The organism is Rahnella aquatilis CIP 78.65 = ATCC 33071, from assembly GCF_000241955.1.
GTDB lineage: Bacteria > Pseudomonadota > Gammaproteobacteria > Enterobacterales > Enterobacteriaceae > Rahnella > Rahnella aquatilis.
The window spans coordinates 1,932,460-1,958,680 of record NC_016818.1 but is presented as its reverse complement, the minus strand read 5'-3'; the positions used below and the strand labels follow the sequence as shown (position 1 = coordinate 1,958,680).

At 50.1% G+C, this 26,221-nt stretch carries 24 protein-coding genes, 1 CRISPR repeat array and 1 other annotated feature; of the genes, 8 read left to right on the top strand and 16 right to left on the bottom strand.

The window, feature by feature from the left end; all coding sequences use genetic code 11:
- Window positions 1–26 precede the first annotated feature (26 nt).
- From RAHAQ2_RS08945 to RAHAQ2_RS08895, 10 genes are all read right to left on the bottom strand, one after another.
- Window positions 27–467: a hypothetical protein gene (locus RAHAQ2_RS08945; protein WP_015696915.1), complete on the bottom strand. Its 441-nt coding sequence runs from the start codon at window positions 465–467 to the stop codon at window positions 27–29.
- Window positions 464–820, bottom strand: coding sequence for a tlde1 domain-containing protein (locus tag RAHAQ2_RS08940; protein ID WP_015696914.1), 357 nt, complete (start codon window positions 818–820; stop codon window positions 464–466). Before RAHAQ2_RS08940 ends, RAHAQ2_RS08945 begins: the two co-directional genes overlap by 4 nt.
- A gap of 12 nt (window positions 821–832) precedes the next feature.
- Window positions 833–1,324 (bottom strand): Hcp family type VI secretion system effector, encoded by a 492-nt coding sequence (locus RAHAQ2_RS08935; RefSeq protein WP_015696913.1) that lies wholly within the window; start codon window positions 1,322–1,324, stop codon window positions 833–835.
- A gap of 305 nt (window positions 1,325–1,629) precedes the next feature.
- Window positions 1,630–2,677: a CRISPR direct-repeat array (repeat unit 28 nt; unit sequence TTTCTAAGCTGCCTGTACGGCAGTGAAC).
- A gap of 476 nt (window positions 2,678–3,153) precedes the next feature.
- On the bottom strand, window positions 3,154–3,651 hold the full coding sequence (cheW, locus tag RAHAQ2_RS08930) for a chemotaxis protein CheW (RefSeq protein ID WP_013575095.1): 498 nt from the start codon (window positions 3,649–3,651) through the stop codon (window positions 3,154–3,156).
- A gap of 83 nt (window positions 3,652–3,734) precedes the next feature.
- Window positions 3,735–5,771 (bottom strand): chemotaxis protein CheA, encoded by a 2,037-nt coding sequence (cheA, locus tag RAHAQ2_RS08925; RefSeq protein ID WP_193785491.1) that lies wholly within the window; start codon window positions 5,769–5,771, stop codon window positions 3,735–3,737.
- A 36-nt stretch (window positions 5,772–5,807) separates the two neighbouring features.
- Window positions 5,808–6,911, bottom strand: a complete 1,104-nt coding sequence (gene motB, locus RAHAQ2_RS08920) for a flagellar motor protein MotB (protein ID WP_015696911.1) — start codon at window positions 6,909–6,911, stop codon at window positions 5,808–5,810.
- Window positions 6,908–7,798 carry a flagellar motor stator protein MotA gene (gene motA / locus RAHAQ2_RS08915; RefSeq protein ID WP_015696910.1) on the bottom strand — a complete coding sequence of 297 codons (891 nt, stop codon included), beginning with the start codon at window positions 7,796–7,798 and terminating at the stop codon, window positions 6,908–6,910. The genes motB and motA overlap by 4 nt, the downstream gene beginning before the upstream one ends.
- A gap of 176 nt (window positions 7,799–7,974) precedes the next feature.
- On the bottom strand, window positions 7,975–8,583 hold the full coding sequence (gene flhC, locus RAHAQ2_RS08910; RefSeq protein WP_015696909.1) for a flagellar transcriptional regulator FlhC: 609 nt from the start codon (window positions 8,581–8,583) through the stop codon (window positions 7,975–7,977).
- 2 nt (window positions 8,584–8,585) lie between these two features.
- Window positions 8,586–8,930 carry a flagellar transcriptional regulator FlhD gene (gene flhD, locus RAHAQ2_RS08905; RefSeq protein WP_015696908.1) on the bottom strand — a complete coding sequence of 115 codons (345 nt, stop codon included), beginning with the start codon at window positions 8,928–8,930 and terminating at the stop codon, window positions 8,586–8,588.
- A gap of 1,259 nt (window positions 8,931–10,189) precedes the next feature.
- A complete protein-coding gene (locus tag RAHAQ2_RS08895) occupies window positions 10,190–11,014 on the bottom strand; it encodes an SDR family oxidoreductase (protein ID WP_015696907.1) in 825 nt (274 codons plus the stop codon).
- Between the two features lie 329 nt (window positions 11,015–11,343).
- Window positions 11,344–11,465: a sequence feature (His leader region), on the top strand.
- 87 nt (window positions 11,466–11,552) lie between these two features.
- Here RAHAQ2_RS08895 and hisG point away from each other — a divergent pair.
- Genes hisG through hisIE form a run of 8 tightly spaced genes read left to right on the top strand, consistent with a single transcriptional unit; the run spans window position 11,553 to window position 18,707 of the window.
- The gene (gene hisG / locus RAHAQ2_RS08890; protein WP_013575087.1) at window positions 11,553–12,452 is read left to right on the top strand and encodes an ATP phosphoribosyltransferase; all 900 of its coding nucleotides are present in this window, start codon (window positions 11,553–11,555) and stop codon (window positions 12,450–12,452) included.
- Between the two features lie 3 nt (window positions 12,453–12,455).
- On the top strand, window positions 12,456–13,769 hold the full coding sequence (gene hisD, locus RAHAQ2_RS08885) for a histidinol dehydrogenase (protein ID WP_015696906.1): 1,314 nt from the start codon (window positions 12,456–12,458) through the stop codon (window positions 13,767–13,769).
- Complete coding sequence (gene hisC, locus RAHAQ2_RS08880) at window positions 13,769–14,902, top strand: histidinol-phosphate transaminase (protein WP_015696905.1); 1,134 nt, start codon at window positions 13,769–13,771, stop codon at window positions 14,900–14,902. Before hisD ends, hisC begins: the two co-directional genes overlap by 1 nt.
- Window positions 14,903–14,916: 14 nt before the next feature.
- Complete coding sequence (gene hisB, locus RAHAQ2_RS08875) at window positions 14,917–15,981, top strand: bifunctional histidinol-phosphatase/imidazoleglycerol-phosphate dehydratase HisB (RefSeq protein WP_377430970.1); 1,065 nt, start codon at window positions 14,917–14,919, stop codon at window positions 15,979–15,981.
- Window positions 15,981–16,571, top strand: coding sequence for an imidazole glycerol phosphate synthase subunit HisH (gene hisH, locus RAHAQ2_RS08870; protein WP_015696903.1), 591 nt, complete (start codon window positions 15,981–15,983; stop codon window positions 16,569–16,571). Before hisB ends, hisH begins: the two co-directional genes overlap by 1 nt.
- 5 nt (window positions 16,572–16,576) lie before the next feature.
- Window positions 16,577–17,314, top strand: a complete 738-nt coding sequence (gene hisA / locus RAHAQ2_RS08865; RefSeq protein ID WP_015696902.1) for a 1-(5-phosphoribosyl)-5-[(5-phosphoribosylamino)methylideneamino]imidazole-4-carboxamide isomerase — start codon at window positions 16,577–16,579, stop codon at window positions 17,312–17,314.
- A complete protein-coding gene (gene hisF, locus RAHAQ2_RS08860; RefSeq protein WP_015696901.1) occupies window positions 17,296–18,069 on the top strand; it encodes an imidazole glycerol phosphate synthase subunit HisF in 774 nt (257 codons plus the stop codon). The genes hisA and hisF overlap by 19 nt, the downstream gene beginning before the upstream one ends.
- 23 nt (window positions 18,070–18,092) lie before the next feature.
- Window positions 18,093–18,707: a bifunctional phosphoribosyl-AMP cyclohydrolase/phosphoribosyl-ATP diphosphatase HisIE gene (hisIE, locus tag RAHAQ2_RS08855; RefSeq protein ID WP_037038944.1), complete on the top strand. Its 615-nt coding sequence runs from the start codon at window positions 18,093–18,095 to the stop codon at window positions 18,705–18,707.
- Window positions 18,708–18,824: 117 nt separating this feature from the next.
- Here the strand turns inward: hisIE and gndA are convergent, their stop codons facing one another.
- From gndA to galU, 6 genes are all read right to left on the bottom strand, one after another.
- Window positions 18,825–20,234 (bottom strand): NADP-dependent phosphogluconate dehydrogenase, encoded by a 1,410-nt coding sequence (gndA, locus tag RAHAQ2_RS08850; RefSeq protein WP_015696899.1) that lies wholly within the window; start codon window positions 20,232–20,234, stop codon window positions 18,825–18,827.
- A gap of 391 nt (window positions 20,235–20,625) precedes the next feature.
- Complete coding sequence (rfbC, locus tag RAHAQ2_RS08845; RefSeq protein ID WP_015696898.1) at window positions 20,626–21,165, bottom strand: dTDP-4-dehydrorhamnose 3,5-epimerase; 540 nt, start codon at window positions 21,163–21,165, stop codon at window positions 20,626–20,628.
- Between the two features lie 3 nt (window positions 21,166–21,168).
- The gene (gene rfbA, locus RAHAQ2_RS08840) at window positions 21,169–22,047 is read right to left on the bottom strand and encodes a glucose-1-phosphate thymidylyltransferase RfbA (protein WP_015696897.1); all 879 of its coding nucleotides are present in this window, start codon (window positions 22,045–22,047) and stop codon (window positions 21,169–21,171) included.
- Between the two features lie 48 nt (window positions 22,048–22,095).
- Window positions 22,096–22,995 (bottom strand): dTDP-4-dehydrorhamnose reductase, encoded by a 900-nt coding sequence (rfbD, locus tag RAHAQ2_RS08835; RefSeq protein ID WP_015696896.1) that lies wholly within the window; start codon window positions 22,993–22,995, stop codon window positions 22,096–22,098.
- Window positions 22,995–24,080: a dTDP-glucose 4,6-dehydratase gene (gene rfbB, locus RAHAQ2_RS08830; RefSeq protein WP_015696895.1), complete on the bottom strand. Its 1,086-nt coding sequence runs from the start codon at window positions 24,078–24,080 to the stop codon at window positions 22,995–22,997. The genes rfbD and rfbB overlap by 1 nt, the downstream gene beginning before the upstream one ends.
- A gap of 828 nt (window positions 24,081–24,908) precedes the next feature.
- A complete protein-coding gene (gene galU, locus RAHAQ2_RS08825) occupies window positions 24,909–25,796 on the bottom strand; it encodes a UTP--glucose-1-phosphate uridylyltransferase GalU (protein WP_015696894.1) in 888 nt (295 codons plus the stop codon).
- Window positions 25,797–26,221: the final 425 nt, after the last annotated feature.

Sequence of the window (26,221 nt, the reverse complement as noted above, 5' to 3'; positions counted from 1 at the left end):
CCGGGCTTTGTACTTCAGCGGTAATATTACTTAACCTTACGGGCATTGACTGCTTTCCATTCCTCGTATGTCGCTTCGAGGATCCACAGACAGGTCGCTCCTTTGTCCGTCCCCAGCAGGGCCAGCCGGGTCCGCTGATAAAAATCCTCAATCATAGCGTCTGTGGGGAATAGCTCAGCAGGAATACCACAGACGATATCCGTCCCAATCATATGGGGCCATTCTTTTGCGTCAATGGCGCTGAGTGCACCCAAAACCCCCGGGGTGTTCTTAGATAACGCCATAGAGAGCGCATCCTCGAGAGCGGCAGCCTGTTTTACGTCCGCCGTGGCCGCCAGTTCCGGGACCTTATCAAGCCAGGCTTGCTCACCTGACTCGACTCCCTTCCATGAAGCTGACCAGTCTGTGACATTTCCCCCAGCCCATACAAGACACGGAAACAGCCCCAAAAGCATGAGCCGCTTCATCGGACGACCTCAAGCGTTCCGCCTTCGCGCAGAACGCGCCGCCGGGTAGAGCGTGACATAATAATACAGCCCGTTGACGCAAAGCCTGCAGGCATGTCAACCCTTTCACCGTGAATGCGGAACAATGAGCGGCCAAACGCGTCCCCCGACGTCTGCTCCAGAATAATGGTCATCGGTCCTTTAGACGTTGAGTGTCCCGCAATTCTGTATGTTCCCCGAGGCAGCGGCCCTAGCCCTTTAACCTGCTGGCGGTCGGGGTTGTTTTTATTGGTCAGGCTGCCAGAGTAACCGGTTTCGACTAATTCGCTGCCGTTGTACAGCCTGCCTGTGCTTTGCTCATATTTCCATGTCATCGCAATTTATCCTTATGCGGTTACGCGTTCGTTCCAGCTGTCAGAGTGGATGATATTCCCGTCCACATAACGCCAGGTGATTTTTTCGTAAATCAGCTCGACCGCTTCCAGGTGGCTCCGTTTTTCCCCGTACTGAGATTTGACGTCATACATCATCGGCCCCACGCTGACGACCGTCACGCCTTCCATCAGGGCGCTGAAATACTCAACTTCCTGACCGGCATCATTGATTCGATAAAACTTTACATCAGCGGAGTGGAGCTTCTGCCCGGAGGTCACAGCTTTGTACAAATAGGGACTGGAGGCGTCGATCTCCTTGTCAAAACTGTAAGGGGAATGTTCGCGGGTAGCGGTAGGTTTGCCCGTGGCGTTGTCGGTTTGAATACTGACGCCATGATTCAGGCCGAGGATCTCGATACTGCCTTCACGGCCCGCAACGTCTACAGAGCCGCGAATGTCCGCGCCGCCGTCGTCTTTGAGCCATAGATAAGCTGGAATAGCCATAGTTTTAAACTCCATTTTAAAGAGAGAGCCAGCGCGAAACATGCTGGCTAACCTACTGCATTAGCAGTGGAATCAACCTATCCCTAAGTCAAATTATCGTCAATTTTTGTACAGCATGAAAATTCTGTAACGGGGGAATTATTGATTAAAAATAAAAAAAGGCCGGAATATTCCGGCCTTCTCTGTAGGAAACTGTGACTAAAAGCTTTTCTCTCATAAGGATGAGTTTACCGGGTAAAGCGTGCTTTTACGGGCGGCAGTCATCTGCCTGGCCAGAACGTCGAACGCATACCGATGCGGTATGTTTTCTAAGCTGCCTGTACGGCAGTGAACGGAACCTATGCATTTAAACGAGTAAAATAAGATTTCTAAGCTGCCTGTACGGCAGTGAACGGCTTATGCTGACAGCTATCGAGCCATGGCAATTTCTAAGCTGCCTGTACGGCAGTGAACGAAACACGCGCACAGCGCCGCTCCGTTCATCCTTTCTAAGCTGCCTGTACGGCAGTGAACTGATTTCTTCGGGATACAGATCGGCTTCCGTGTTTCTAAGCTGCCTGTACGGCAGTGAACTTCCGGCGTTCTGCTGCTTCAATCCGCACAAATTTCTAAGCTGCCTGTACGGCAGTGAACATTCCGACTAAACCCCCAAGGTTACCAGCCGATTTCTAAGCTGCCTGTACGGCAGTGAACGGAAAATGCAGCCTTTGTTGCATCATCCTGCCTTTCTAAGCTGCCTGTACGGCAGTGAACCAGCGTTGAGGGCTCTACGCTTTCTGCTCTAATTTCTAAGCTGCCTGTACGGCAGTGAACCGCAATGAGCCTTTGCGAGCGCTGAATGTGTTTTTCTAAGCTGCCTGTACGGCAGTGAACTCAAAACTCACCGCCGAGCAAATTCACGCTCTTTTCTAAGCTGCCTGTACGGCAGTGAACAAAGGCAGCGGACAAACTGCTGAATTTTCTGCTTTCTAAGCTGCCTGTACGGCAGTGAACGTGAACAACTGGCCCTGATCTTCCTGCATGATTTTCTAAACTGCCTGTACGGCAGTGAACAATGGATTAATGACAAGTGGATAGTTTGCGGCTTTCTAAGCTGCCTGTACGGCAGTGAACGCGGTGCCAACCTGCGCGATGCCAACCTGTGCTTTCTAAGCTGCCTGTACGGCAGTGAACCTTCTGCTGATTCTGGTTCTTTCACCCATTCATTTCTAAGCTGCCTGTACGGCAGTGAACGGCAAGCCTGACCAGGGCGCAACCGCGCTCTCTTTCTAAGCTGCCTGTACGGCAGTGAACGCAACCGGATTTGTTAGCAGCCCCATCGTGCTTTTCTAAGCTGCCTGTACGGCAGTGAACCGTTGCATTTTCAGCTTTATGCTTTGAACTGTAAAAGATTATCGCTGTTTGGGCAGAAAATCCCTCTTTTTTTGAGGGTATTATTGGTTAATGAAAATCAATGACTTAGCGGAAGTGCAAAAAAGAGGGTTAATGACGAGATGCCATTCATACCCCATCCCGGCCTTCCCCTTCGCAGGGGACGGAGCAAGACAACACCCTTCCGCATTTGATTTTGCGAGAGAATCAGAACGGGGTTTTTATTCGATCGAGACTGGCGTGCTCAAAAATCTTGCTGAATGAGAGGTTCCAGACCCCAGGCTGGAATCCCGAAATGAAGGCACCGCTGAGCGGCAAGATTTTGCGCCATACGCCGGAGTGGCCGAACATGTCCGTCGTGCCTGCGACAGCGCGCAGTGAAAAGAGCGTGGAGTCCAGAGGCCCGCGCGATTGCGGGTCTCCGGGCCAGTGTGGGCGGCGAGCCCACGACCTTGACGTTAGATTTTCGTCACCGAATCTACCAACGCCATTTCTTCACTGCTCAGCAGCTTCTCAATATCCACCAGGATCAACATACGGTCGCCAAGCGAACCCAACCCGGTCAGGTACTCAGTCGACATGGTCACGGCGAATTCCGGTGCCGGGCGGATCTGATCCTGACTCAGCGACAGCACGTCTGACACGCCGTCAACCACGATCCCGACGACGCGGTTTTCAAAGTTCAGTACGATCACCACGGTGTTTTCGTTGTAAATCACATCTTCCTGAGCGAATTTCACGCGCAGGTCGAGGATCGGCACAATGACGCCGCGCAGGTTAGTGACACCTTTAATAAAGGCCGGGGTGTTAGCAATACGGGTTACCTGATCGTATCCGCGGATTTCCTGCACTTTGAGGATATCGATGCCGTATTCTTCATCGCCTAAAGTAAAGATCAGAAATTCCTGACCTACTGTTTCGCCCGCAATTTTCGCCACGGTTGCAAGTCCTGCCATGTTGTTCACCTTTGCTTTTATCTTTAAATCGGCCTGAGTTTTTCACACCCGGCGACGTTTATAGCCGCCGGAAGCTTTGCTTGTTATGCGGCGGTGACGCCTGTTGCTAATTTATCGCGATTCAGTGACTGCAATGCAGACACGTCCACGATCAACGCCACGCTGCCGTCGCCTAAAATGGTGGCGGCGGAAATGCCCGGTACTTTGCGATAGTTGCTTTCCAGGTTTTTCACCACAACCTGATGCTGACCAATCAGCTGATCCACCAGCAATGCGTAACGACGTCCAGCACTTTGCAAAATCACCACAATGCCCTGCGTTGCTTCGGTTTTTGCCTCTTCAACATCAAAGACGTTGTACAGCTCAACCAGCGGCAGATATTCACCGCGCACCTGCAGAACACGTTCGCCACCGGCCAGCGGATGCAAATCTTCTGACAGCGGTTGCAGGGATTCCATCACCGCGTTCAGTGGCAGGATGAAGACTTCTTTACCGACTTTCACTGACATACCGTCAAGGATCGCCAGCGTCAGTGGCAGCAGGATACGGATGGTGGTGCCTTTGCCCTGCTGGGAATGGATTTCAACGTGCCCACCCATTTCCTGAATGTTTCGTTTCACCACGTCCATGCCCACACCGCGGCCTGAAACGTCAGTGACTTTTTCTGCTGTCGAGAAGCCTGCGGCAAAGATCAGCATGCCGACTTCTTCATCGCTCATGTTGTCGTGGACGTTCATGCCCTGCGATGCGGCTTTCGCCAGAATACGTTCCCGGTTAAGACCGGCACCGTCGTCGATCACTTCGATGCAGATATTACCGCCCTGGTGTTCCGCAGAAAGTGTCAGGTTACCGGTGGCTTCTTTACCGCTGGCAATACGCACGTCCGGCGTTTCCACACCGTGATCGAGACTGTTACGCACCAGGTGCGTTAACGGATCGATGATACGTTCGATCAGGCTCTTATCCAGTTCGGTCGAACTGCCGAGCAGTGTCAGTTCGATTTGCTTATTCAGCTTGCTGGCGAGGTCGCGGACCAGACGCGGGAAGCGGCTGAAGACGAATTCCATCGGCATCATACGAATCGACATCACCGATTCCTGCAAATCACGGGCGTTACGTTCGAGCTGACCCATGCTGTTGAGCAGGTCGCTGTGCACGACCGGATCCAGCAGGTCTGAACGCTGCGCCAGCATGGACTGGGTGATCACCAGTTCGCCCACGAGGTTAATCAGCTGATCCACTTTTTCAACAGCAACACGGATACTGGTGGATTCAGGGGCTTTTGGTGCACGAGCTTTAGCCGGTTCGCTGTTCGGCACCGCCACCAGTACCGGAGCCTGACGGGCGACGACCGCCGGTGCGGCGGCAACTTCCGCCACAACAGGTGCGGATTCGGCTACCGCGACGGCTTCAGCGGCAACCGCAGCCATCGCGTGAGTGAAGCTGATTTGTTCCGGTTCCAGCACAAAACACAGCACGGCAATAATGTCGTCTTCGGTAACAGTGGTGACCAGGGTGGCTTCCACACTGTCATCGGTCTGAACCGGATCTTTTATCTCACCGAGATTGCCGAGTTCTTCCAGCATCACAGGGATTTCCTGCGTTTTCAGGCCGGAGAGACGAACGCGCAAATCGCCCTTGCCTGCGGCGGGTGCAACCGGTGCTGGCGTAGCAGTGGATGCTGCTGTCTGATCTTCCACCACATGAAGATCAGGCGCAGGTTCGCGCGCCTGTTGCGCTTCGAGGGCCAGTTGTCTCAGGGCCGCGCAGATATATTCAAAGCTTTCTGCGTCAGGATCCCGGGAAGATTTATAGGCGTCGAGTTGCTCCTGCATAATGTCTTTTGTTTCCAGAAACAGGTTGATGATGTCGGTACTCAGGCTCATTTCAGCGCGACGAGCACCGTCGAGCAGGTTTTCCAGTAAGTGCGTCGTTTCCTGCAAAACCGTAAATCCAAACGTGGCTGCGCCGCCTTTGATTGAGTGCGCTGCGCGGAAAATCGCGTTCAGTTGCTCAATGTCAGGCGCCTGCGGATCAAGTAACAACAGATGTTGTTCCATGTCCGCCAGCAACTCGTCAGCTTCATCAAAAAATGTCTGATAAAAATCAGTAATATCCATGCTCACGTGATCACCTCTGCTGTGAATCGCGGCTTGTTAATGTGTCGCAGGTGCCGTGCCCGCCGCAGCAGCCGGAGCTGCCGTCGCAGGTTGAGCGCCTGCCGAGGGTGTCACTGGCGTCTGCGTCTCAATCCCGGGTATTGATGGTGCTTTTTCTTGTGTCACCGGTGCCGGGCTTGCCTGTGGCGCTAACGCCGGAGCTGCCGGTGCCGGACTCATTTGTGGTGCTAATGCCGGCACGGTTCGTGTGCCTTGTACTTGTCTTTGCAGCTCGCCAGCGTCACTGATCGTGATCGCCTCGCCCTCGCTGTTTTCCCGTTCAATCGCCTCTTCAGCATGTTTGTTCAGGACCAAAATACTGATACGACGGTTGATAGCCTCACCCCCCGGATGATTTTTAAGCTGCATGGAAGAACCCATGCCCATCACCCGCAGGACTTTTCCTTCGCTGAGGCCGCCCGTTACCATCTCGCGGCGTGAAGCATTGGCACGGTCAGTCGAGAGTTCCCAGTTGCTGTACCCGCGTTCGCCCGTGGCATACGGCATGTCATCGGTATGACCCGCCAGGCTAATTTTGTTTGGAAAATCATCCAGTACCGGCGCTATTGCCCTGAGGATATCGCGCATGTACGGCTCAACAATCGCGCTGCCAAGCTGGAACATCGGGCGGTTTTTGCTATCGATAATCTGAATACGCAAGCCCTGCTCGGTCAGGTTAATCATCAGGTGTGGACGTAAATCTTTCAGCCGCGGATCCGATGCCAGCATGTCTTCCAGCTTTTGCTGCAACCGCTGTAAATCATCCGACTCACGTTTACTCGCACCCTGAGACTGATCCATTTTATGGACTTCGCCGTCCTGCACGGTCGGGTCTTCGCCACCGCCTGGGATCGGGCTGGTCGCGTCGCTGCTGCGCGGCCCGCCGGTGATCGCCACCGCAAGAGGGGTACGGAAGTATTCGGCAATTTGTACCAGTTCTTTAGGGCTGGAGATCGAAATCAGCCACATCACCAGAAAGAAAGCCATCATCGCTGTCATAAAGTCAGCGTAAGCAATCTTCCACGAACCGCCGTGATGCCCTCCGCCGTGCTTATTCTTTTTCTTGCGTACAACAACGATTGGATGGCTCTGATGCTTCATACTTTTTCTTCTTCAGTTTGTTTCTGACCCGGCGACTTGACCTGGCGAACATGTTCCTCCAGTTCAATAAAGGAAGGTCGCTCTGAGGTGTACAACGTTTTACGGCCAAACTCGACGGCAATTTGTGGCGCATAACCGTTAATGCTCGACAGCAATGTCACCTTAATGCACTGCATCATTTTGGCGTTTTCAGCACTCTTCTGGCGTAACACGCTGGCCAGCGGAGAAATAAAACCGTACGCCAGCAGGATACCGAGGAAGGTCCCGACCATCGCATGGGCAATCAGCGCCCCGAGTTCCGCTGCCGGGCGGTCAGCCGCCGCCAGGGTATGGACGATACCCATTACCGCGGCGACGATACCAAATGCCGGCAGGGAGTCCCCCACCAGCGCCAGGCTGTTCGCCGGCACTTCGCTCTCGTGCTCGTAAGTTTCGATCTCCTCGTCCATCAGCGCTTCGATTTCAAAGGCATTCATGTTGCCGCTGACCATGAGGCGCAGATAGTCAGTCAGATATTCGACTAACTGTTTATCGGCAAGGATGCGCGGATAATTAGCAAAAATGTCGCTTTCGGCCGGATTGTCGATGTCATTTTCCAGCGACAGCATCCCCTGCTGGCGTGATTTGGCTAATACCCGGTAAAGCAGCGCCATCAGATCCATATACAACGCTTTGTTGTATTTTGATGCGCGGAACAACTGCGGCAGCGCGCGCATGGTGGATTTGATCGCTTTGCCGTTGTTACCGACGAAGAAGGCACCGATGCCAGCACCAGCAATGATGAGTAATTCTGCGGGTTGGTATAACGCGCCCAGTTCACCGCCGACGAGCATGAAACCGCCGAACACTGAGCCCAACACCACGATGTAACCTATTATCACTAGCACGATGAATCCTTAATTCGATGTGGTTTTAGGGCGAGGTAAAGCGCGCGCCATGTACCTGACCCATTTTTGCCGCAGAAACGGCATAGAAAGTGTCAGAGAATGACTGAGATGTCTGGGGGGAAATTGATGAGCGGTGGTCACCACCGCTCAGAACGACTTACTGCAACCCAACTATCTCAAACTGCGTGCCTGACCTGTTCGTCCAGCTCTTGAGATGTTATATCGGCAACCTGCGGGGAAAGTTTACGTTTTTTTACTGCTCGGGACGGGGGCTGGCAAAGACTGCAAACAAACCCGTGGCGGGGCTGGTGTGCATGGGTAATAAATGAACCATCACAGCAGTTACACGCTGAAAGCTGCAACATACCGCTGTCGACAAAACGTACCAATGTCCAGGCGCGTGTCAGCGCAAGGATCGGCGCTTCACCCGGCTGTTCAGGACACTGTTCCAGATATAAACGGTAAGCCTTGATCACCGCTTCCACGCCATTACAGTGGCCACTCTTTAAGAGGAAAGAGTAAGCGTTGTAAAACATGGAAGAATGGATGTTTTGTTCCCACGTCATGAACCAGTCAGTAGAGAACGGCAACATGCCTTTCGGGGGAGGGCTTCCTCGCAATTCTTTGTACAATTTAATCAGTCGGCCGCGACTTAATTGCGTTTCGCTTTCCAGCATCTGCAATCTGGCACCCAGCGTAATCAGTTCCATTGCCAGCTGAATGTCCCGCGCTTCCTGAACAATACTTTTTTCGGCCGGTTTGGTTGACACATCTTTACCAGACATAGCTATGCCCTTTTCTTCATCGCGCCGCTGTCTTTCGCAGCCAGACCTTTCAGCAGGTGGCTGGACAACAAGATACCGGTATGAATTTGTTGTAAATCATCCACACGCGATTCCTGGGTCAAGCGTTCAATTGTCTTGCTGTCATCGAAGCGGAACTGGCACAAAAGCTGGTTCGTTTCAGCTAATTTTACCATCTGAGGCAGCGTCAGCTGTCGCAGGGTGTCTGCCATTACGTCATCGATCCCCAGACGAAACATCGCTGAGGCCTTCTCGTCGTTAATCAAACGCTGTGCCAACAGTAAATATGACAAGTTGATATCATATATGTGCTTAAGCAATTCGGACATTCTGTTCTACCCCATTACCGATGCCGTTTTTTAAGACGGCTGATTGATAGACATATTCCATGCAGCAAGAGTTTTACCCGGCGTGACAGGAGTATTTTTACTATCAAAACAATTGGTTCATTGGCTGATTAATAAATCCCACAATGAAAATTAGATTTATCCCGCGGTCTTTACTTCACCGCCAATACAAAGTTGTTCCTGATGTGAACTAAATTAAGTGTGACAATTGCGCTGCTAAGTAATCGAAAAACACTTTAGTTTTGGTGTACTGGCAGAGTCCGTTGCTGTGATGGCGTCTCATTCAGTGAAACGCTTTTACATACATTATTAGGAATAATCTTACTACGACGCAACTCTAACCCCGTTTCCTTTATACATACAATCTTACCGTTAACGAATTTTGAATAAAGTGTGATGCAGATCACACTTTTAAAATTTATTTCGCTCCTGAAAGTGCAATTTATCGTAAAAATTTGCGCAGTTTTAAGCCAAAAGTAAAAAAGCGTCTAAAAAGCTGTCTTCAGACTGGGTTTTTTAGCCTTTTTTAGATCAATTTGTACAAAGGCCACCCAAAGCCAAATGCACAGCACAGACAATAATTAATAGAACCACATGGAGGGATTTATGCTGAAAATTTCCAATAGCATGATCATTGTGCTAAATGTGCTCAACCCAGTCATTGCAAGGCTTTACGGGGAGTTGTCCTAAGGAATTGTGAGGGGAATAAGGGCGAATTGTTCTTAAATCGTGAGCAACCACGCGATTTAAAAAATAAAAAGACAATAATTGTAATAATTTATGATCATACGTGCGCATGCCTCCGGCAACGAGGCCGGATTCATAAGAGGAAGTGATGAAAAGACAGGGTTATGCTCTGCTTACCTATCGGCAACTGTTCAGGAAAACTTTAATGATTGTGCTTAAAAAAGTGATTTATGCCGCGCAATGACAAATAAAAAGTTCGTGACTAGGAATTTTATTACTAACTCAGCATCTGTCGCCAGTTTTACCCGGAGAAGGATGCTTAAAACGCATTTTTAACTGTGCTGTGAGCGGGGTATTAGACAATGACGATGAAAAATGAGCCGCCATTAAACCGGCTAATTAAACGGAAGGATAAAACAGAGGGCTTCAGGATGAATAATACTTTCATTCATAATGAGAAAAGCGTTTTCCGGACGTTAATGCAGCAGATATTTAAAACCTGCCGAAATTTCCGGCAGGTCATAACGTTATATTATTTAAACCGCCTCTGCTGATTAAAAAGGCATGAATCGCGGATCAGGATGCTGATATTCAAAGCCAAGTTCTTTGCAGATACGTTCGCCATCGACGATTTTGCCCTTCTCTGCTGAAGTTTGTTCAGCAAAAGTCGGCGGCTCCAGCTCCATCTGTCTGGCAAGTGCCGGATAAAACTCGGCTTTGGCCGGATGCGCAGGTGCGCACAGGTTATAGGTATGACCGCCTTTTGGCAGGCTGAGTAATAACGCAATCGCAGCAATCACATCATCCTGATGCACGAGATTGACGCCATGCTGACCGCCTTTCACCTGAGTCTTCCCGGCCATAAAACGCCCCGGATGGCGATCGCCGCCGACCAGACCGGCCAGACGCAGTACATCGACAGAAGTATTGGGTAAACCGTGGAGCCAGTTTTCGAGTTCTTTGAGCACCTTTCCGCTGGCCGTGACCGGCTCAAGTACAGACCCCTCACGCACCACGCCCTCTCCTTCACCGTAAACAGACGTCGAACTGGTGAAAATAATGCGCTTCACGTTATGCGCCAGCGCACTGTCGGTTAACAACTGTACCGCCTGGAAGTAAAGTTCGCTGCCTTCCACCGTCCGGCGCGCAGGCAAGGTGATGATCAGCGCATCAACATTGAGCAACTGATCGAGATCTTCCGCCGCACACTCCATCTGCGGCGTAAACACCAGCGGGAAACATTCGATCCCCACCGCTCTTGCGGCATCGACCCCATCCGGCGTGGTTTTACTGCCCACCACGTCATACCCTTTAGAAGCCAGCGCCATCGCCAGTGGCATTCCCAGCCAGCCCAGTCCGATAATCGAAACCTTCTTCATACTTCGCTCCGTTGTTTCATTGGCATTTGGCATCACGTCACCTTTTGCTGATATCGCTTCCTTTATATTAGCAAATGTCGGCTTTTCCCCGTTCAACCTGCGTAAGGTTTTCTCTGCGTGTGTTAACGGATCATTCATTTATTCGATGAAAGCCCTGCTGTGGATAAGAAAAACTCATCATCGGAAAAAAAGGTTGCGCTGTTACCGCCCGATAGTTTAGTTTTATTGGCAGCGAATTTGATATGTGTTGCGAATGTTTCAAATCTGAATCACGCGGCATGTAAATGAACATACTGAGACACTGACATGACAAACGTTCTGATTAACCACCATCATCACCATCACCCTGACTAGTCTTTCAGGCGATTGGTGCTGGGAGACTGTTTAGATCTTCCAGTGGCGCAGAACGTAGAGATAGCCCCCGGAAGATGACTTCCGGGGGTTTTTTTTTGGCCTGACGGATTGAAGTTAACGTATTTAAACAAACGATTTTTACGATAAATTTTTTACGATAAATAATTAAGAAACTGAGGTCATCATGCTGGATAAAACACGTTTACGGATAGCAATGCAGAAGTCAGGTCGCCTGAGCGATGAATCACGCGAGCTGCTGGCCCGCTGCGGGATCAAAATCAACCTGCAGGAACAGCGTCTGATCGCCTTCGCAGAAAACATGCCGATCGACATTTTGCGTGTACGTGATGACGACATTCCGGGACTGGTCATGGATGGCGTGGTCGATCTGGGGATTATTGGTGAAAACGTGCTGGAAGAAGAGTTGCTGAGCCGCCGCGCTCAGGGCGAAGACCCGCGTTACTTCACGCTGCGTCGTCTGGATTTCGGCGGCTGCCGTCTGTCTCTGGCCACCCCGCTGGACACCGAATACACCGGCCCGCAAAGTCTGCAAAATGCCCGCATCGCCACCTCTTATCCGCACCTGCTCAAGCAATACCTTGATAAAAAAGGCGTCGATTTCAAATCCTGCCTGCTGAACGGTTCTGTAGAAGTTGCGCCACGCGCCGGTTTGTCGGATGCGATTTGCGATCTGGTGTCTACGGGCGCGACGCTCGAAGCCAACGGCCTGCGTGAAGTTGAAGTGATTTACCGCTCCAAAGCCTGCCTTATCCAGCGCGACGGCGAAATGCCGCAAGAGAAACAACTGCTGATCGACAAAATGATGACCCGTATTCAGGGCGTTATTCAGGCCCGCGAATCCAAATATATTATGTTGCACGCGCCAAGCGAGCGTCTGGACGAGATCGTTGCGCTGCTGCCGGGTGCTGAACGTCCGACCATTCTGCCGCTGGCAGGCGACCAGCAACGCGTGGCCATGCACATGGTCAGTAGCGAAACCCTGTTCTGGGAAACCATGGAGAAACTGAAAGCGCTGGGCGCCAGCTCCATTCTGGTTCTGCCAATCGAAAAAATGATGGAGTAAGCCATGAAACCTGACGCGTTCACTACCCCGATTGACTGGCAGCAATGCGACGAACAACAGCGCCGCGCGCTGCTGACTCGCCCGGCAATGTCGGCGTCTGACCGTATTACCGAATCTGTCAGTGAAATCCTGCGCCGCGTGCGCAGTGAAGGTGACAGTGCACTGCGCGAGTTTTGCGCCCGCTTTGATAAAACTGAAGTCCAGGAATTGCGCGTCACCGCACAGCAAATCGGGGCAGCGGCCGCGCGTTTAGGCGAAGACGTGAAACAGGCGATGGCGCATGCCGTGCGCAATATCGACACGTTCCATCAGGCACAAAAACTGGCAGTGGTGGATATCGAAACGCAGCCGGGGGTGCGCTGTCAGCAACTGACTCGCCCTATCCAGTCCGTCGGGCTGTATATTCCGGGCGGTTCTGCGCCGCTGGTCTCAACCGTATTAATGCTGGCAACGCCAGCGCGTATCGCCGGTTGCCAGAAAGTGGTGCTGTGTTCTCCGCCACCCATTGCCGATGAAATTCTGTATGCCGCGCAGCTTTGCGGCGTGGAAGAGGTGTATCAGCTCGGCGGTGCGCAGGCGATTGCCGCGCTGGCATTCGGCACTGAGACCGTGCCGCGCGTGGCGAAAATCTTCGGGCCGGGCAATGCGTACGTCACCGAAGCCAAACGTCAGGTCAGCCAGAGTCTGGACGGTGCGGCGATTGATATGCCTGCCGGGCCATCCGAAGTGCTGGTCATTGCCGACAGCGGCGCAACGCCTGATTTTGTCGCCTCTGATTTACTTTCGCAGGCAGAGCACGGCCCGGATTCTCAGGTGATTTTACTGACACCGGACATGAAAATGGCACTGGCCGTCGGCGAAGCCGTTGAACGCCAGTTGTTAACATTATCCCGCAGTGAGATTGCACGTCAGGCGCTGGCAAGCAGCCGCCTGATTGTCGCCAAAGATATCGCCGAGTGTATTGAAATCAGCAATGCGTACGGCCCGGAGCACTTGATTTTGCAAACCCGTGAACCGGAGCAACTGGTCGACAGTATCACCAGCGCCGGTTCGGTATTCCTCGGCGACTGGTCACCGGAATCGGCAGGCGATTATGCCTCCGGCACCAACCACGTATTACCGACTTACGGCTACACTGCCACCTGTTCCAGCCTCGGTCTGGCAGATTTCCAGAAACGCATGACCGTTCAGCAATTAACGCCAGAAGGTCTGCTCGGTCTGGCCAATACCATTGAAACCCTGGCACAGGCTGAACAACTTACCGCACACAAAAATGCCGTGACTTTGCGTGTGAAAGCTTTGAAGGAGCAACGCTGATGAGCAATGAAAATACCCTCAGCGTTCAGGCGCTGGCACGTAAAAATGTACAGGAACTGACACCGTATCAGTCTGCCCGTCGTCTTGGCGGCAACGGTGATGTGTGGCTTAACGCTAACGAATACGCCATCGCGCCACAGTTCGAACTGACACAGCAAACCTTTAACCGTTATCCGGAATGTCAGCCTGCGCGGGTCATCAACCGTTACGCAGCTTATGCGGGTGTTGACCCGGAACAGGTGCTGGTCAGCCGTGGCGCAGACGAAGGCATTGAGCTGTTAATCCGCGCATTCTGCGAACCGGGCAAAGACGCTATCCTTTATTGTCCGCCGACTTACGGCATGTACAGCGTCAGCGCCGAGACCATTGGCGTAGAAGGTCGTACCGTGGCCGCAAAAGCCGACTGGTCTCTGGATATTCCGGCGATTGAAGCCGCACTGGATGGCGTGAAACTGGTTTACGTGTGCAGCCCGAATAACCCGACCGGCAATATCATCGCCCCGGATGAGATCCGTGCCGTGCTGGAAATGACCCGCGGACGCGCCATAGTGGCAGTTGATGAGGCGTATATCGAATTCTGCCCGCAGGCGACGGTTTCCGGCTGGTTACAGGAATATCCGCATCTGGCGATTTTGCGCACGCTGTCCAAAGCGTTTGCCCTTGCCGGTCTGCGGTGCGGGTTCACGCTCGCCAACAGCGACCTGATTGGCTTATTAATGAAAGTGATCGCGCCTTATCCTTTATCTACACCGGTGGCCGATATCGCCGCCCAGGCGCTGAGCCCGGAAGGACTGGCGATCATGCGCCAGCGCGTGACGGAAGTCACGAACAACCGCGAATGGCTGATTGCAGAGTTGGAAAAATGTGCCTGCGTTGAAGAAGCCTTTGCCAGCGACACTAACTACGTGCTCGTACGCTTCTCCGCTTCAAGCACTGTATTTAAAAACCTCTGGGATCAGGGCATTATCCTGCGTGACCAGAACAAGCAACCGGGGCTTTCCGGCTGTCTGCGTATAACTATCGGTACACGGGCAGAACTGCAGCGCGTGATTACGGCCCTGCAACCGTTACCGGGTGCCACCGCCACCACTCTTAATGATAATCAAAATAGCCCCCGCAAGGAGCACATGTGAGCCAGAGTCCGTTATTGCAAAAAACACTGTTTATCGATCGCGACGGTACCCTGATTTCCGAGCCACCTGAAGATTTTCAGGTTGACCGTCTGGACAAACTGGCCCTTGAGCCGGGCGTCATTCCGGCGCTGTTAGCGTTGCAAAATGCCGGCTTTAAGCTGGTGATGATCACCAATCAGGACGGTCTGGGTACGGCCAGTTTCCCGCAGGAAACGTTCGACCCGCCGCACAACCTGATGATGCAGATACTGACCTCTCAGGGCATCGTTTTCGATGACGTGCTGATTTGTCCGCATCTGCCTGCCGACCACTGCGATTGCCGTAAACCGAAAACCAAACTGGTGGCGGGTTATCTGGAAAGCGGCGTGCTGGACACCGCAAACAGCTATGTGATTGGTGACCGGGATACCGATATTCAACTGGCTGCCAATATGGGCATCACCGGGCTGCGTTATCAGCGCGACACACTGAACTGGGCCAGCATTGCTGAGCAACTGACCAAACGTGACCGTCATGCAAAAGTTAACCGGGTGACCCGCGAAACGGCCATTGATGTGGATGTCTGGCTGGATCGCGAAGGCGAAAGCAAAATCCGCACCGGCGTCGGCTTCTTTGACCACATGCTGGATCAGATTGCCACGCACGGCGGTTTTCGCATGAACATCGAAGTGAAAGGCGATTTGTATATCGACGATCACCACACGGTGGAAGACACCGCGCTGGCGCTGGGCGAAGCCCTGAACAAAGCGCTGGGCGATAAACGTGGCATCGGCCGGTTTGGATTCGTGTTGCCGATGGATGAATGTCTGGCCCGCTGTGCGCTGGATATCTCCGGGCGTCCGCACCTCGAATACAAAGCAGAATTTAACTATCAGCGCGTCGGCGACCTGAGTACGGAAATGGTCGAACATTTCTTCCGTTCACTGTCTTATGCGATGGCCTGTACCCTGCATCTGCGTACCAAAGGCAAGAACGATCACCACCGTGTTGAGAGCCTGTTCAAAGCCTTTGGCCGCACACTGCGCCAGGCCATTCGCGTCGATGGCAACACCCTGCCGAGTTCGAAAGGAGTGCTGTGATGAATGTCGTTATCCTTGATACCGGCTGCGCCAACCTCTCTTCTGTGAAATATGCGGTTCAGCGTCTGGGCTATGAGCCGACGGTGAGCCGTGAGCCGGAGATTGTGTTGCAGGCTGATAAGTTATTTTTACCGGGCGTCGGCACGGCGCAGGCGGCGATGGAACAGCTTGAGCAGCGTGAGCTTATTGGCCTGATCAAAGCCTGCACGCAGCCAGTGTTGGGTATTTGTCTGGGCATGCAACTGCTGGCCTCATCCAGTGAAGAGAATGGCGGTATTGATACGCTGGGCATTATCGACACGCCGGTGCAGCGCATGTCGGATTTCGGTTTACCCCTGCCGCATATGGGCTGGAATCAGGTCATTGCCAACGCCGACAGCCATTTGTTCCGCGGCATTGATGAAAATGCATACTTCTATTTTGTCCACGGATTTGCCATGCCGGTATGCGAAAACACAGTCGCTCAGACACTTTACGGCGAACCCTTCAGCGCCGCCGTACAAAAAGACAACTTCTTCGGCGTGCAGTTTCATCCCGAACGTTCCGGTGCCGCCGGTGCCCAGTTGCTGAAAAACTTTCTGGAGATGTAAACAGCATGATTATTCCCGCTTTGGATTTGATCGAAGGCAGCGTGGTGCGTTTGCATCAGGGCGATTACGGGCAGCAACGTGACTACGGGAATGATCCGTTACCGCGTTTGCAGGATTATCAGCAGCAAGGCGCGCAGGTTCTGCATCTTGTCGATTTAACCGGTGCCAAAGATCCGGCTGCACGCCAGATCCCTCTGCTGACGAGATTACTGGCCGGCGTTTCCGTGCCGGTGCAGGTGGGTGGCGGTATCCGTAACGTGCAGGATGTTGAAGCCTTGCTGAAGGCTGGCGCAACCCGCGTGGTGGTCGGTTCGACTGCGGTTAAAGATCCGGCAACCGTTCAGGGCTGGTTCAGCCGTTTCGGCGCAGAGGCGCTGGTGCTGGCGCTCGATGTCCGCATTGATGCCGAAGGCACAAAAAATGTGGCCATCAGCGGCTGGCAGGAAAACTCCGATGCCACGCTGGAACAGGTTGTCGAGCAATATCTGCCGTTCGGTCTGAAGCATGTGCTGTGCACCGATATTTCCCGTGACGGCACGCTGGCCGGTTCCAACGTCGAACTTTATCGTGAAGTGACCGCCCGTTATCCGCAGGTGGCATTTCAGGCTTCCGGCGGTATCGGCTCGCTGGATGATATTGCAGCATTGCGTAACAGCGGTGTGGAAGGCGTGATTGTCGGGCGCGCATTGCTCGACGGTAAATTTAATGTGACGGAGGCAATTTCATGCTGGCAAAACGGATAATTCCCTGCCTCGACGTTAAAGACGGTCAGGTTGTCAAAGGCGTACAGTTCCGCAACCACGAAATCATCGGCGACATCGTGCCACTGGCGCAGCGCTATGCGCAGGAAGGCGCGGACGAACTGGTGTTTTACGACATCACCGCTTCAAGCGATGGCCGCGTAGTAGACAAAAGCTGGGTATCACGCGTGGCGGAAGTCATCGATATCCCCTTCTGTGTGGCGGGCGGTATTAAGAGCCTGGAAGATGCCAGCCAGATTTTGCAGTTCGGCGCGGATAAAATTTCTATAAACTCCCCTGCACTGGCGGATCCGACACTGATCACCCGCCTTGCCGACCGGTATGGTGTACAGTGTATCGTCGTGGGTATCGATACATGGCACGATGCAGAGACGGGAACCTATCAGGTTCATCAGTTTACCGGCGACGAAGCGCGCACCAAAATCACTACCTGGCAGACCATCGACTGGGTCAAGGAAGTGCAGGAACGCGGCGCAGGTGAGATCGTGCTGAACATGATGAATCAGGATGGCGTGCGCAATGGGTATGATCTCGCGCAACTGAAGATGATCCGCGAAGTGTGCCATGTTCCGCTGATCGCTTCAGGCGGCGCAGGCACGATGCCACACTTCCTCGATGCCTTCCGCGAAGCACAGGTCGACGGCGCACTGGCCGCCTCCGTGTTCCACAAACAAATTATTAATATTGGCGAGCTGAAAAGCTACTTAGCCGAAAATGGCGTGGAGATCCGCTTGTGAGTAATCAGGATGTAAAAACCGGTCTGCTGACCGGTGAACAGATTAGCCAGCTCGACTGGGAAAAAGTGGATAACCTGATGCCAGCCATCATCCAGCACGCGGTGTCGGGTGAAGTGCTGATGCTCGGATATATGAATCAGGAAGCACTGAGTGTTACGCAATCTTCCGGCAAAGTGACGTTTTATTCACGCACCAAAGAACGCCTGTGGACCAAAGGCGAAACGTCAGAAAACTACCTGAACGTCGTCAGCATCACCCCGGATTGCGATAACGACACGCTGCTGGTGTTGGTCAACCCGGTTGGCCCGACCTGCCATAAAGGCAATAACAGTTGCTTCCACCCTGCCGAAACCGACTGGGCGTTTTTGTATCAGCTGGAAGAACTGCTCGCCTCGCGCAAAACGGCCGATCCGGAAAGCTCGTATACCGCCAAACTGTATGCCAGCGGCACTAAACGCATCGCACAAAAAGTGGGTGAAGAAGGCGTGGAAACTGCGCTGGCCGCCACCGTCAATGACCGTTTTGAACTGAAAAACGAAGCCTCAGACCTCATCTATCACCTGCTGGTCTTGCTGCAGGATCAGGATCTGAACCTGAGTGCAGTCATTGAGAATCTGCGTCAGCGCCATAAGAAATAACGTCGACGTTCAAAAGTAAAAATTCAGACGTAAAAAAGCCGCCTTTGCTGATGCATTGGCGGCTTTTTAGTACTGACGTTACAACACCGGCACGTTTAACACGTGCCGGTCAGACAATTAATCCAGCCATTCAGTATGGAATACACCGTCTTTATCGGTACGTTTGTAAGTGTGCGCACCGAAGTAATCACGCTGTGCCTGGATCAGGTTAGCTGGCAGAACCGCTGAACGGTAGCTGTCGTAGTAGTTGATCGCAGCAGAGAAGGTTGGCGTCGGGATACCGTTCTGAACGGCATAAGACACGACATCACGCAGCGCTTGCTGATATTCGTCAGCAATATTTTTAAAATACGGTGCCAGCAGCAGGTTAGCGATAGATGCATTTTCAGCATACGCATCGGTAATTTTCTGCAGGAATTGTGCGCGGATGATACAACCAGCACGGAAGATCTTGGCGATCTCGCCGTAGTTCAGGCTCCAGCTGTTCTCGTCTGAAGCGGCTTTCAACTGTGAGAAGCCCTGCGCGTAAGACACGATTTTGCCCAGGTACAGAGCACGACGCACTTTCTCAATGAACTCAGCTTTATCACCGGAGAAGGCTTTAACCGCCGGGCCGGACAACACTTTAGAAGCAGCTACACGCTGGTCTTTCAGGGAAGACAGGTAACGGGCAAACACGGACTCAGTGATCAGGGTCAGTGGCTCGCCCAGATCCAGTGAACTCTGGCTGGTCCATTTACCGGTGCCTTTGTTCGCGGCTTCATCAAGGATCACGTCGACCAGATATTTACCTTCTTCGTCTTTCTTGGTGAAGATATCTTTGGTGATGTCGATCAGATAGCTGTTGAGCTCGCCTTTATTCCAGTCAGCAAAGGTAGTCGCCAGCTCTTCGTTGCTCAGGTTCAGGGACTGTTTCAGTAAAGAATAAGCTTCTGCAATCAGCTGCATGTCGCCGTATTCAATACCGTTGTGAACCATCTTGACGTAGTGACCTGCCCCATCCGCACCGATATAAGCCACGCAAGCGTCGCCATCATCAGCACGTGCTGCGATTTTCTCAAGAATAGGGGCAACCAGCGCGTAGGCTTCTTTCTGACCGCCAGGCATGATAGACGGGCCTTTCAGTGCGCCCTCTTCACCGCCGGAAACACCGGTACCGATGAAGTTGAAACCTTGCTCGGACAGTTCGCGGTTACGGCGAATGGTGTCTTTGTAATAGGTGTTGCCGCCATCGATGAGGATGTCGCCTTTATCCAGATGCGGAGTCAGGGATGCGATGGTTTTATCAGTTGCTTCACCGGCTTTCACCATCAGCAAGATACGACGAGGTTTTTCCAGCGAGTCAACAAACTCTTCGACGGTGTAGTGCGGAACCAGATTTTTACCCGGGTTTTCAGCGATGACTTCATCAGTCTTGTCGCCTGAGCGGTTAAAAATGGAAACGGAATAACCACGGCTTTCGATGTTAAGCGCAAGGTTACGACCCATGACCGCCATACCGACAACGCCGATCTGTTGTTTGGACATTAGCAACTCCTGTCTGAAAGTGACACCTGTGAGGACTCTCCCCACAGCACAAGTGTAGTAACTATGTTAACTCAGCTTCTGATTTCTGAGATAGCGATTGATGCGATAGATACTCTTTATGCATGAATTTCATACATTTATTATGCAATATGATTGAAAATATACTCGTTAAATAAACTCAGAAATATTAACTGCTGCCGTTAAAAAAATCGACAACATCTTGAACATTATCTGTTTGCGCAGTGCTGTAAGGTGAATTTCATGAAAGTTAACCGGTTAAAATGTGTTGCCCAATGACTTCATGACATTTTTATTTTCAGAGGGGCATCATGACTTCAAACACAAGATAGAGATAAATTAATAGTTTAATAGACTATTACCGGGATAAGAATTATAAATATTTTAGTTTTTTTGCCCGGCGATCTTTATCCGAAAGAATAAAATCCTGGCTTATATTTGGCCAGGATATATTAATATCATCGTCACACCAAATAACAGTACGCTCATGCTCTGGTGAATAATAGTTCGTCGTTTTATAGACTAATTCTGCGTTTTCGCTTAGAACCAGAAAACCGTGTGCAAAACCTTCAGGGATCCAAAGCTGCCGTTTATTTTCAGCTGATAAATTCACACCTAACCATTGACCAAAAGTAGAAGATCCATTACGAACATCTACAATAACATCAAAGACTTCACCAGCAATACAACGAACTAATTTGGCTTGCGCAAAAGGAGGTAACTGGAAATGTAATCCCCGGAGCACTCCATGTGAGGATTTAGAGTGATTATCTTGAATAAAATCTATTTTGCGACCTATGGCTTCTTCAAAAATTTTTTCGTTAAAACTTTCATAGAAAAAACCACGCGCATCATCAAATACTTTGGGTTCGAAAATCAATACATCTGAAATTTTTGTTTTAATAAAATCCATAAATCATAGACCTTTGATCATTTTGAGTAAATATTGGCCGTAGTTATTTTTTGATAATGGTGCTGCTAACTTCCGAATTTGTTCTGCATCAATAAAGCCTTTTCTGAAGGCTATTTCCTCTGGGCAAGCAACTTTCAGGCCCTGTCTTAATTCAATGGTTTGGATAAAATTACTCGCTTCTATCATGCTTTGATGTGTTCCGGTATCGAGCCACGCATAGCCTCTACCCATCATTGCAACATGCAGCCTACCCTGTTCCAGGTAGATACGATTGATATCGGTAATTTCGTATTCACCACGTTGAGAAGGTTTAAGCCCTTTTGCCATTTCTACAACACTGTTGTCGTAGAAATACAAACCCGTAACTGCATAGTTACTTTTAGGTTCCAGAGGCTTCTCTTCTAAAGAAATAGCTTTGCCTTCTTTATTAAATTCGACAACACCATAGCGTTCAGGATCATGGACATGATAAGCAAATACCGTTGCTCCTGATTCTTTAATGACAGCTGATTCAAGTTGTTTCTGAAGATCATGTCCATAGAAGATATTATCACCAAGCACAAGTGCACAATCATCATCGCCGATAAATTCTTCCCCGATGATAAAAGCCTGAGCCAGGCCATCCGGACTCTCCTGCACTTCATACTCGAAATTCAATCCCCATTGTGAGCCATCGCCAAGGAGCTGCTCAAAGCGTGGTATATCTTGCGGAGTGCTGATAATTAAAATATTTCGAATTCCCGCAAGCATCAGCGTACTGATTGGATAATAGATCATTGGCTTGTCGTATATCGGTAATAATTGTTTGCTTACCGCCATAGTCACCGGATATAAGCGGGTTCCAGAACCGCCAGCGAGGATAATACCTTTACGTGTGGTCATATTGAACTCTCAGTTTTTAACACTGCCTTTTAAGGCAATAATAAGTTCTTATAGCCCTGTTGGTGTAAGCAATTCAGCAAGCATTCTTTTAACTCCCCAATCCCAAACAGGTAAGGTCAACCCAAAAGTTTGCTGAAACTTGGTATTATCTAACCGCGAATTTTGGGGACGACGTGCAGGCGTTGGATATGTGCTCGTTGAAACCGGATATGTTCTCTGCAATGCCATTGAATAGCCAGCCTGTGTGGCTTCTGAGAAAACAGTCTTAGCGTAATCAAACCATGTTGTAGTACCTGAAGCGACCAGATGATAAAGTCCGGCGACTTCAGGTTTGCACAGTGCAGTTGTTAATGCATGTGCAGTGCAATCAGCTAACAACTCTGCACCCGTTGGCGCACCAAACTGATCATTAATTATTGATAATTCCTCTCGTTCTTTCGCAAGGCGAAGCATTGTTTTAGCAAAATTATTACCCTTACTCGCATAAACCCAGCTTGTGCGGAAGATTAAGTATTTAGAACAATGCTTCTTAATTGCCAGCTCACCCGCTAACTTAGTTTCGCCATAAATATTCAGTGGGCCAGTCGTATCTTCCTCTCGCCATGGCACTATTCCGTTACCTGGGAAAACATAATCTGTTGAATAGTGAACTAACCATGCTCCAAGAACTGCAGCTTCTTTTGCAATCGCTTCCACAGTCGTTGCATTTAACAACTGTGCAAAATCCCGCTCAGTTTCTGCCTTATCTACGGCAGTGTGGGCAGCAGCGTTAACAATAATAGCGGGCTTTATTTTACGAACAGTCTCAACAATACCTGTAATATTGCTGAAATCACCACAGTAATCCTCTGAACAAACATCCAGAGCAATAATATTACCAAGTGGCGCTAAGGCGCGTTGTAATTCCCAACCAACCTGTCCTGTTTTCCCAAAGAGGAGGATATTCACTATTTTCGCTCTCCGTAATTTTTTTCAATCCAGCTTTTATATGCACCGCTTTTAACATTATTAACCCATTGTTTATTTTCTAAATACCACATCACGGTTTTACGAATGCCGGTATCAAAGGTTTCCTGAGGTTTCCAGCCGAGTTCTCTGCTAATCTTTTCTGCATCAATTGCGTAACGCCTGTCGTGGCCAGGGCGGTCAGTGACGTAAGTAATTTGTTCACGATACGACTGTTCTTTAGGAACCAGCTCATCCAGAAGTTCACAAATTCTCAGTACTACATCCAGATTTCTTTTCTCATTATGACCACCGATATTATAGGTTTCACCGATAGCTCCTTTTGTCACAACTGTATAAAGAGCACGGGCATGATCTTCGACATATAGCCAATCCCGAATTTGATCACCTTTACCGTATACAGGCAACTCTTTACCGTCCAGAGCATTAAGAATGACAAGCGGAATTAACTTTTCAGGAAAATGGTATGGGCCATAATTATTTGAACAATTGGTCACAATACATGGCAAGCCATAAGTACGCTGCCACGCACGTACCAGATGGTCACTTGAGGCTTTAGATGAAGAATAAGGGCTGCTAGGTGCATAAGCCGTTTTTTCAGTAAACAATGGCAGAGGATCTTCACTGTTCCACTCATCAGGATGAGGTAAGTCGCCGTAAACTTCATCGGTTGAAATATGATGAAATCTAAAACTATCTTTATTTTCCCGGCTCAGCGAGTTCCAATAAATACGGGTCGCTTCTAAAAGAGTATAGGTACCGACAATATTGGTTTCGATAAATTCAGCAGACCCTGTAATTGAACGATCAACATGACTTTCGGCAGCCAGATGCATTACAGCTTCGGGTTGATATTCTGCAAATATTTCATTTAATGCATTCATATCACAAATATCAGCCTTGACAAAAGCATAGCGTTCACTAGAAGAAGCCGTACCTACGGACTCAAGATTACCAGCATAGGTTAATTTATCGACATTAATAACTTGATCATTGGTATTATCGATAATATGACGAATAATAGCTGAACCGATAAAACCGGCACCGCCAGTTATCATAAACTTCATTTTATTATTCTCTCTTTGCGCTTTTTAAGTAATAACGGCATCATTAACTCTTTACACATTGTCTTTACACAGAGTGTGTCTGACAAATAATCGTAAACAAACCAGAGGTAAGATATAAATGGTAATTATGAAATATTCAACTCAGCAATACTATTGCAGGTACGGAAAATAACGCTGATATTGTCAGGAAGCTCCTGTCGGTGAGTCAGTGATATCATAACACACCCTGTCCATCTACGGGATTGCAATAAATCCTGGCACCGTAAATCCGATTAATGTAGTTTCAGCCGCCCAATAAAATGATATAACATTCAAAGGATCTCGAAACCCAGGAGTACGGAATGTTCACGTGAGATTCGTCACAAATCTTTGCTCATCCGGATATTGGCAGAGACTTCCATAGCAAACGACCACGCTACCGCCCCTGGCTTAAAAGCTACCAATACACTTATCCCTTTGCAGACGTGGTAAAGGGGGCTCCTGCCATCACGCCATCAGCACGCTTTGTGCAGCTTCCAATATTGGCTGACAGGATCTTTAACCTATTGAGTTCCAGCTACAAGATTAAATTATCCGACAAACCTGAAAAAAAAGCATCTGGTTTGAAAATATTCAAAAAAACCGGTAAGTTGCTTATAAATCACCCTAACCAGGAAAATATATTTTTCATAAAGCGTGATTGAACAAAACTGTCTTTGTAGCAATTCCTGCTAACTATAAGAGGCGTTCTTGAATTGCGTATCGAATATCCACGCGTAACATTTATTTTAAACCAATAAAAAAAGCACCATATACTGGTGCTTTTTATGTTATGCAATCGCTGAGTTACTACTCTTCAGCAAACTCTTTCAACCACGCCTTGAACGCTTCGCCCTGCGAGTTATGGCGAATACCATACTCAACAAACGCTTTCATATAACCGAGCTTATCACCGCAGTCATGTGAACGGCCGGTCATGGAGAAGGCTTCAACAGTATGTTTTTTCATCAGCATCGCAATGGCATCTGTCAGCTGGATTTCGTTACCCGCACCGTACGGCGTCACTGCCAGTAATGGCCAGATAGCCTCAGACAGAACATAACGGCCAACAACCGCGAGGTTGGATGGCGCGTCTTTGAGCTCTGGTTTTTCAACGATAGCAGTCATCGGAGCGCTTTCACCCGGCTCAACTTCTACACCGTTGCAGTTAACAATACCGTACTTGGAAACATCTTTTTCCGGCACTTCTTCAACCATGACCTGGCTGTTGCCAGTTTCCTGGAAACGGCGAAGCATGGCAGCCAGGTTATCTTTACGCAGATCGCTGGTGGAATCATCCATCAGAACGTCAGGCAGAATAACCGCGAAAGGAGAATTACCAATCAGAGGTTTTGCACACAGAACCGCATGCCCGAGGCCTTTTGATTGCCCCTGACGCACGTTCATGATGGTCACGCCTTTCGGGCAGATAGACTGTACTTCTTCCAGCAACTGACGTTTCACACGGGATTCGAGCATACTTTCCAGCTCGAAAGAGGTATCGAAGTGGTTCTCGATCGCGTTTTTCGAAGAGTGCGTGACCAGAATGATTTCTTTGATGCCCGCCGCAGCACATTCATTAACGATGTACTGAATCAAAGGCTTATCGACGATAGGCAGCATTTCTTTTGGAATGGCTTTCGTCGCTGGCAACATACGTGTGCCCAGACCGGCAACAGGGATAACAGCTTTTAACATTGTAAAGGATACTCCTTGAAACCTATGGTGTGTAAATTCAGCCAGTTGCATCCAAACGCGTCAGGGATTTCTCTGAACTGAAATTGTAAAATTGATTTAAATTCCCAATCCGATAATTCTTCTATGAGTATAGTCTCTGTGATTTGGTTTAGGGAGACCATGCTCATGACTTTAGGACTCAAACACGATTATGTTAATTCGGTTACGATACCAGTAAGCCGCACCAAACGGTAAGCTAAAGGCTTATTTTTAGGAATGTTGTACCTGTTCGGCGATTTAATAATCACAACTTGCTGCTTTCCAAAACAGCCCTGCCGACTTTATTGTCACCTCTTATTCTTCTCCCCTTCGGGCACTTACCGGTTTGCCCAGGCCCCTGTTTTAAATTTGAAATTTGCGGCGCTGGCACCCATTATTCAACGTGC

Bases quoted from the DNA above. Each gene is read 5' to 3' on its own strand.
- RAHAQ2_RS08945 (WP_015696915.1), bottom strand. From the start codon at position 467: ATGAAGCGGCTCATGCTTTTGGGGCTGTTTCCGTGTCTTGTATGGGCT.
- RAHAQ2_RS08940 (WP_015696914.1), bottom strand. From the start codon at position 820: ATGACATGGAAATATGAGCAAAGCACAGGCAGGCTGTACAACGGCAGC.
- RAHAQ2_RS08935 (WP_015696913.1), bottom strand. From the start codon at position 1,324: ATGGCTATTCCAGCTTATCTATGGCTCAAAGACGACGGCGGCGCGGAC.
- cheW (WP_013575095.1), bottom strand. From the start codon at position 3,651: ATGGCAGGACTTGCAACCGTGGCGAAAATTGCGGGCGAAACAGTAGGT.
- cheA (WP_193785491.1), bottom strand. From the start codon at position 5,771: ATGGATATTACTGATTTTTATCAGACATTTTTTGATGAAGCTGACGAG.
- motB (WP_015696911.1), bottom strand. From the start codon at position 6,911: ATGAAGCATCAGAGCCATCCAATCGTTGTTGTACGCAAGAAAAAGAAT.
- flhC (WP_015696909.1), bottom strand. From the start codon at position 8,583: ATGTCTGGTAAAGATGTGTCAACCAAACCGGCCGAAAAAAGTATTGTT.
- flhD (WP_015696908.1), bottom strand. From the start codon at position 8,930: ATGTCCGAATTGCTTAAGCACATATATGATATCAACTTGTCATATTTA.
- RAHAQ2_RS08895 (WP_015696907.1), bottom strand. From the start codon at position 11,014: ATGAAGAAGGTTTCGATTATCGGACTGGGCTGGCTGGGAATGCCACTG.
- hisG (WP_013575087.1), top strand. From the start codon at position 11,553: ATGCTGGATAAAACACGTTTACGGATAGCAATGCAGAAGTCAGGTCGC.
- hisD (WP_015696906.1), top strand. From the start codon at position 12,456: ATGAAACCTGACGCGTTCACTACCCCGATTGACTGGCAGCAATGCGAC.
- hisC (WP_015696905.1), top strand. From the start codon at position 13,769: ATGAGCAATGAAAATACCCTCAGCGTTCAGGCGCTGGCACGTAAAAAT.
- hisH (WP_015696903.1), top strand. From the start codon at position 15,981: ATGAATGTCGTTATCCTTGATACCGGCTGCGCCAACCTCTCTTCTGTG.
- hisA (WP_015696902.1), top strand. From the start codon at position 16,577: ATGATTATTCCCGCTTTGGATTTGATCGAAGGCAGCGTGGTGCGTTTG.
- hisF (WP_015696901.1), top strand. From the start codon at position 17,296: ATGCTGGCAAAACGGATAATTCCCTGCCTCGACGTTAAAGACGGTCAG.
- gndA (WP_015696899.1), bottom strand. From the start codon at position 20,234: ATGTCCAAACAACAGATCGGCGTTGTCGGTATGGCGGTCATGGGTCGT.
- rfbC (WP_015696898.1), bottom strand. From the start codon at position 21,165: ATGGATTTTATTAAAACAAAAATTTCAGATGTATTGATTTTCGAACCC.
- rfbA (WP_015696897.1), bottom strand. From the start codon at position 22,047: ATGACCACACGTAAAGGTATTATCCTCGCTGGCGGTTCTGGAACCCGC.
- rfbB (WP_015696895.1), bottom strand. From the start codon at position 24,080: ATGAAGTTTATGATAACTGGCGGTGCCGGTTTTATCGGTTCAGCTATT.
- galU (WP_015696894.1), bottom strand. From the start codon at position 25,796: ATGTTAAAAGCTGTTATCCCTGTTGCCGGTCTGGGCACACGTATGTTG.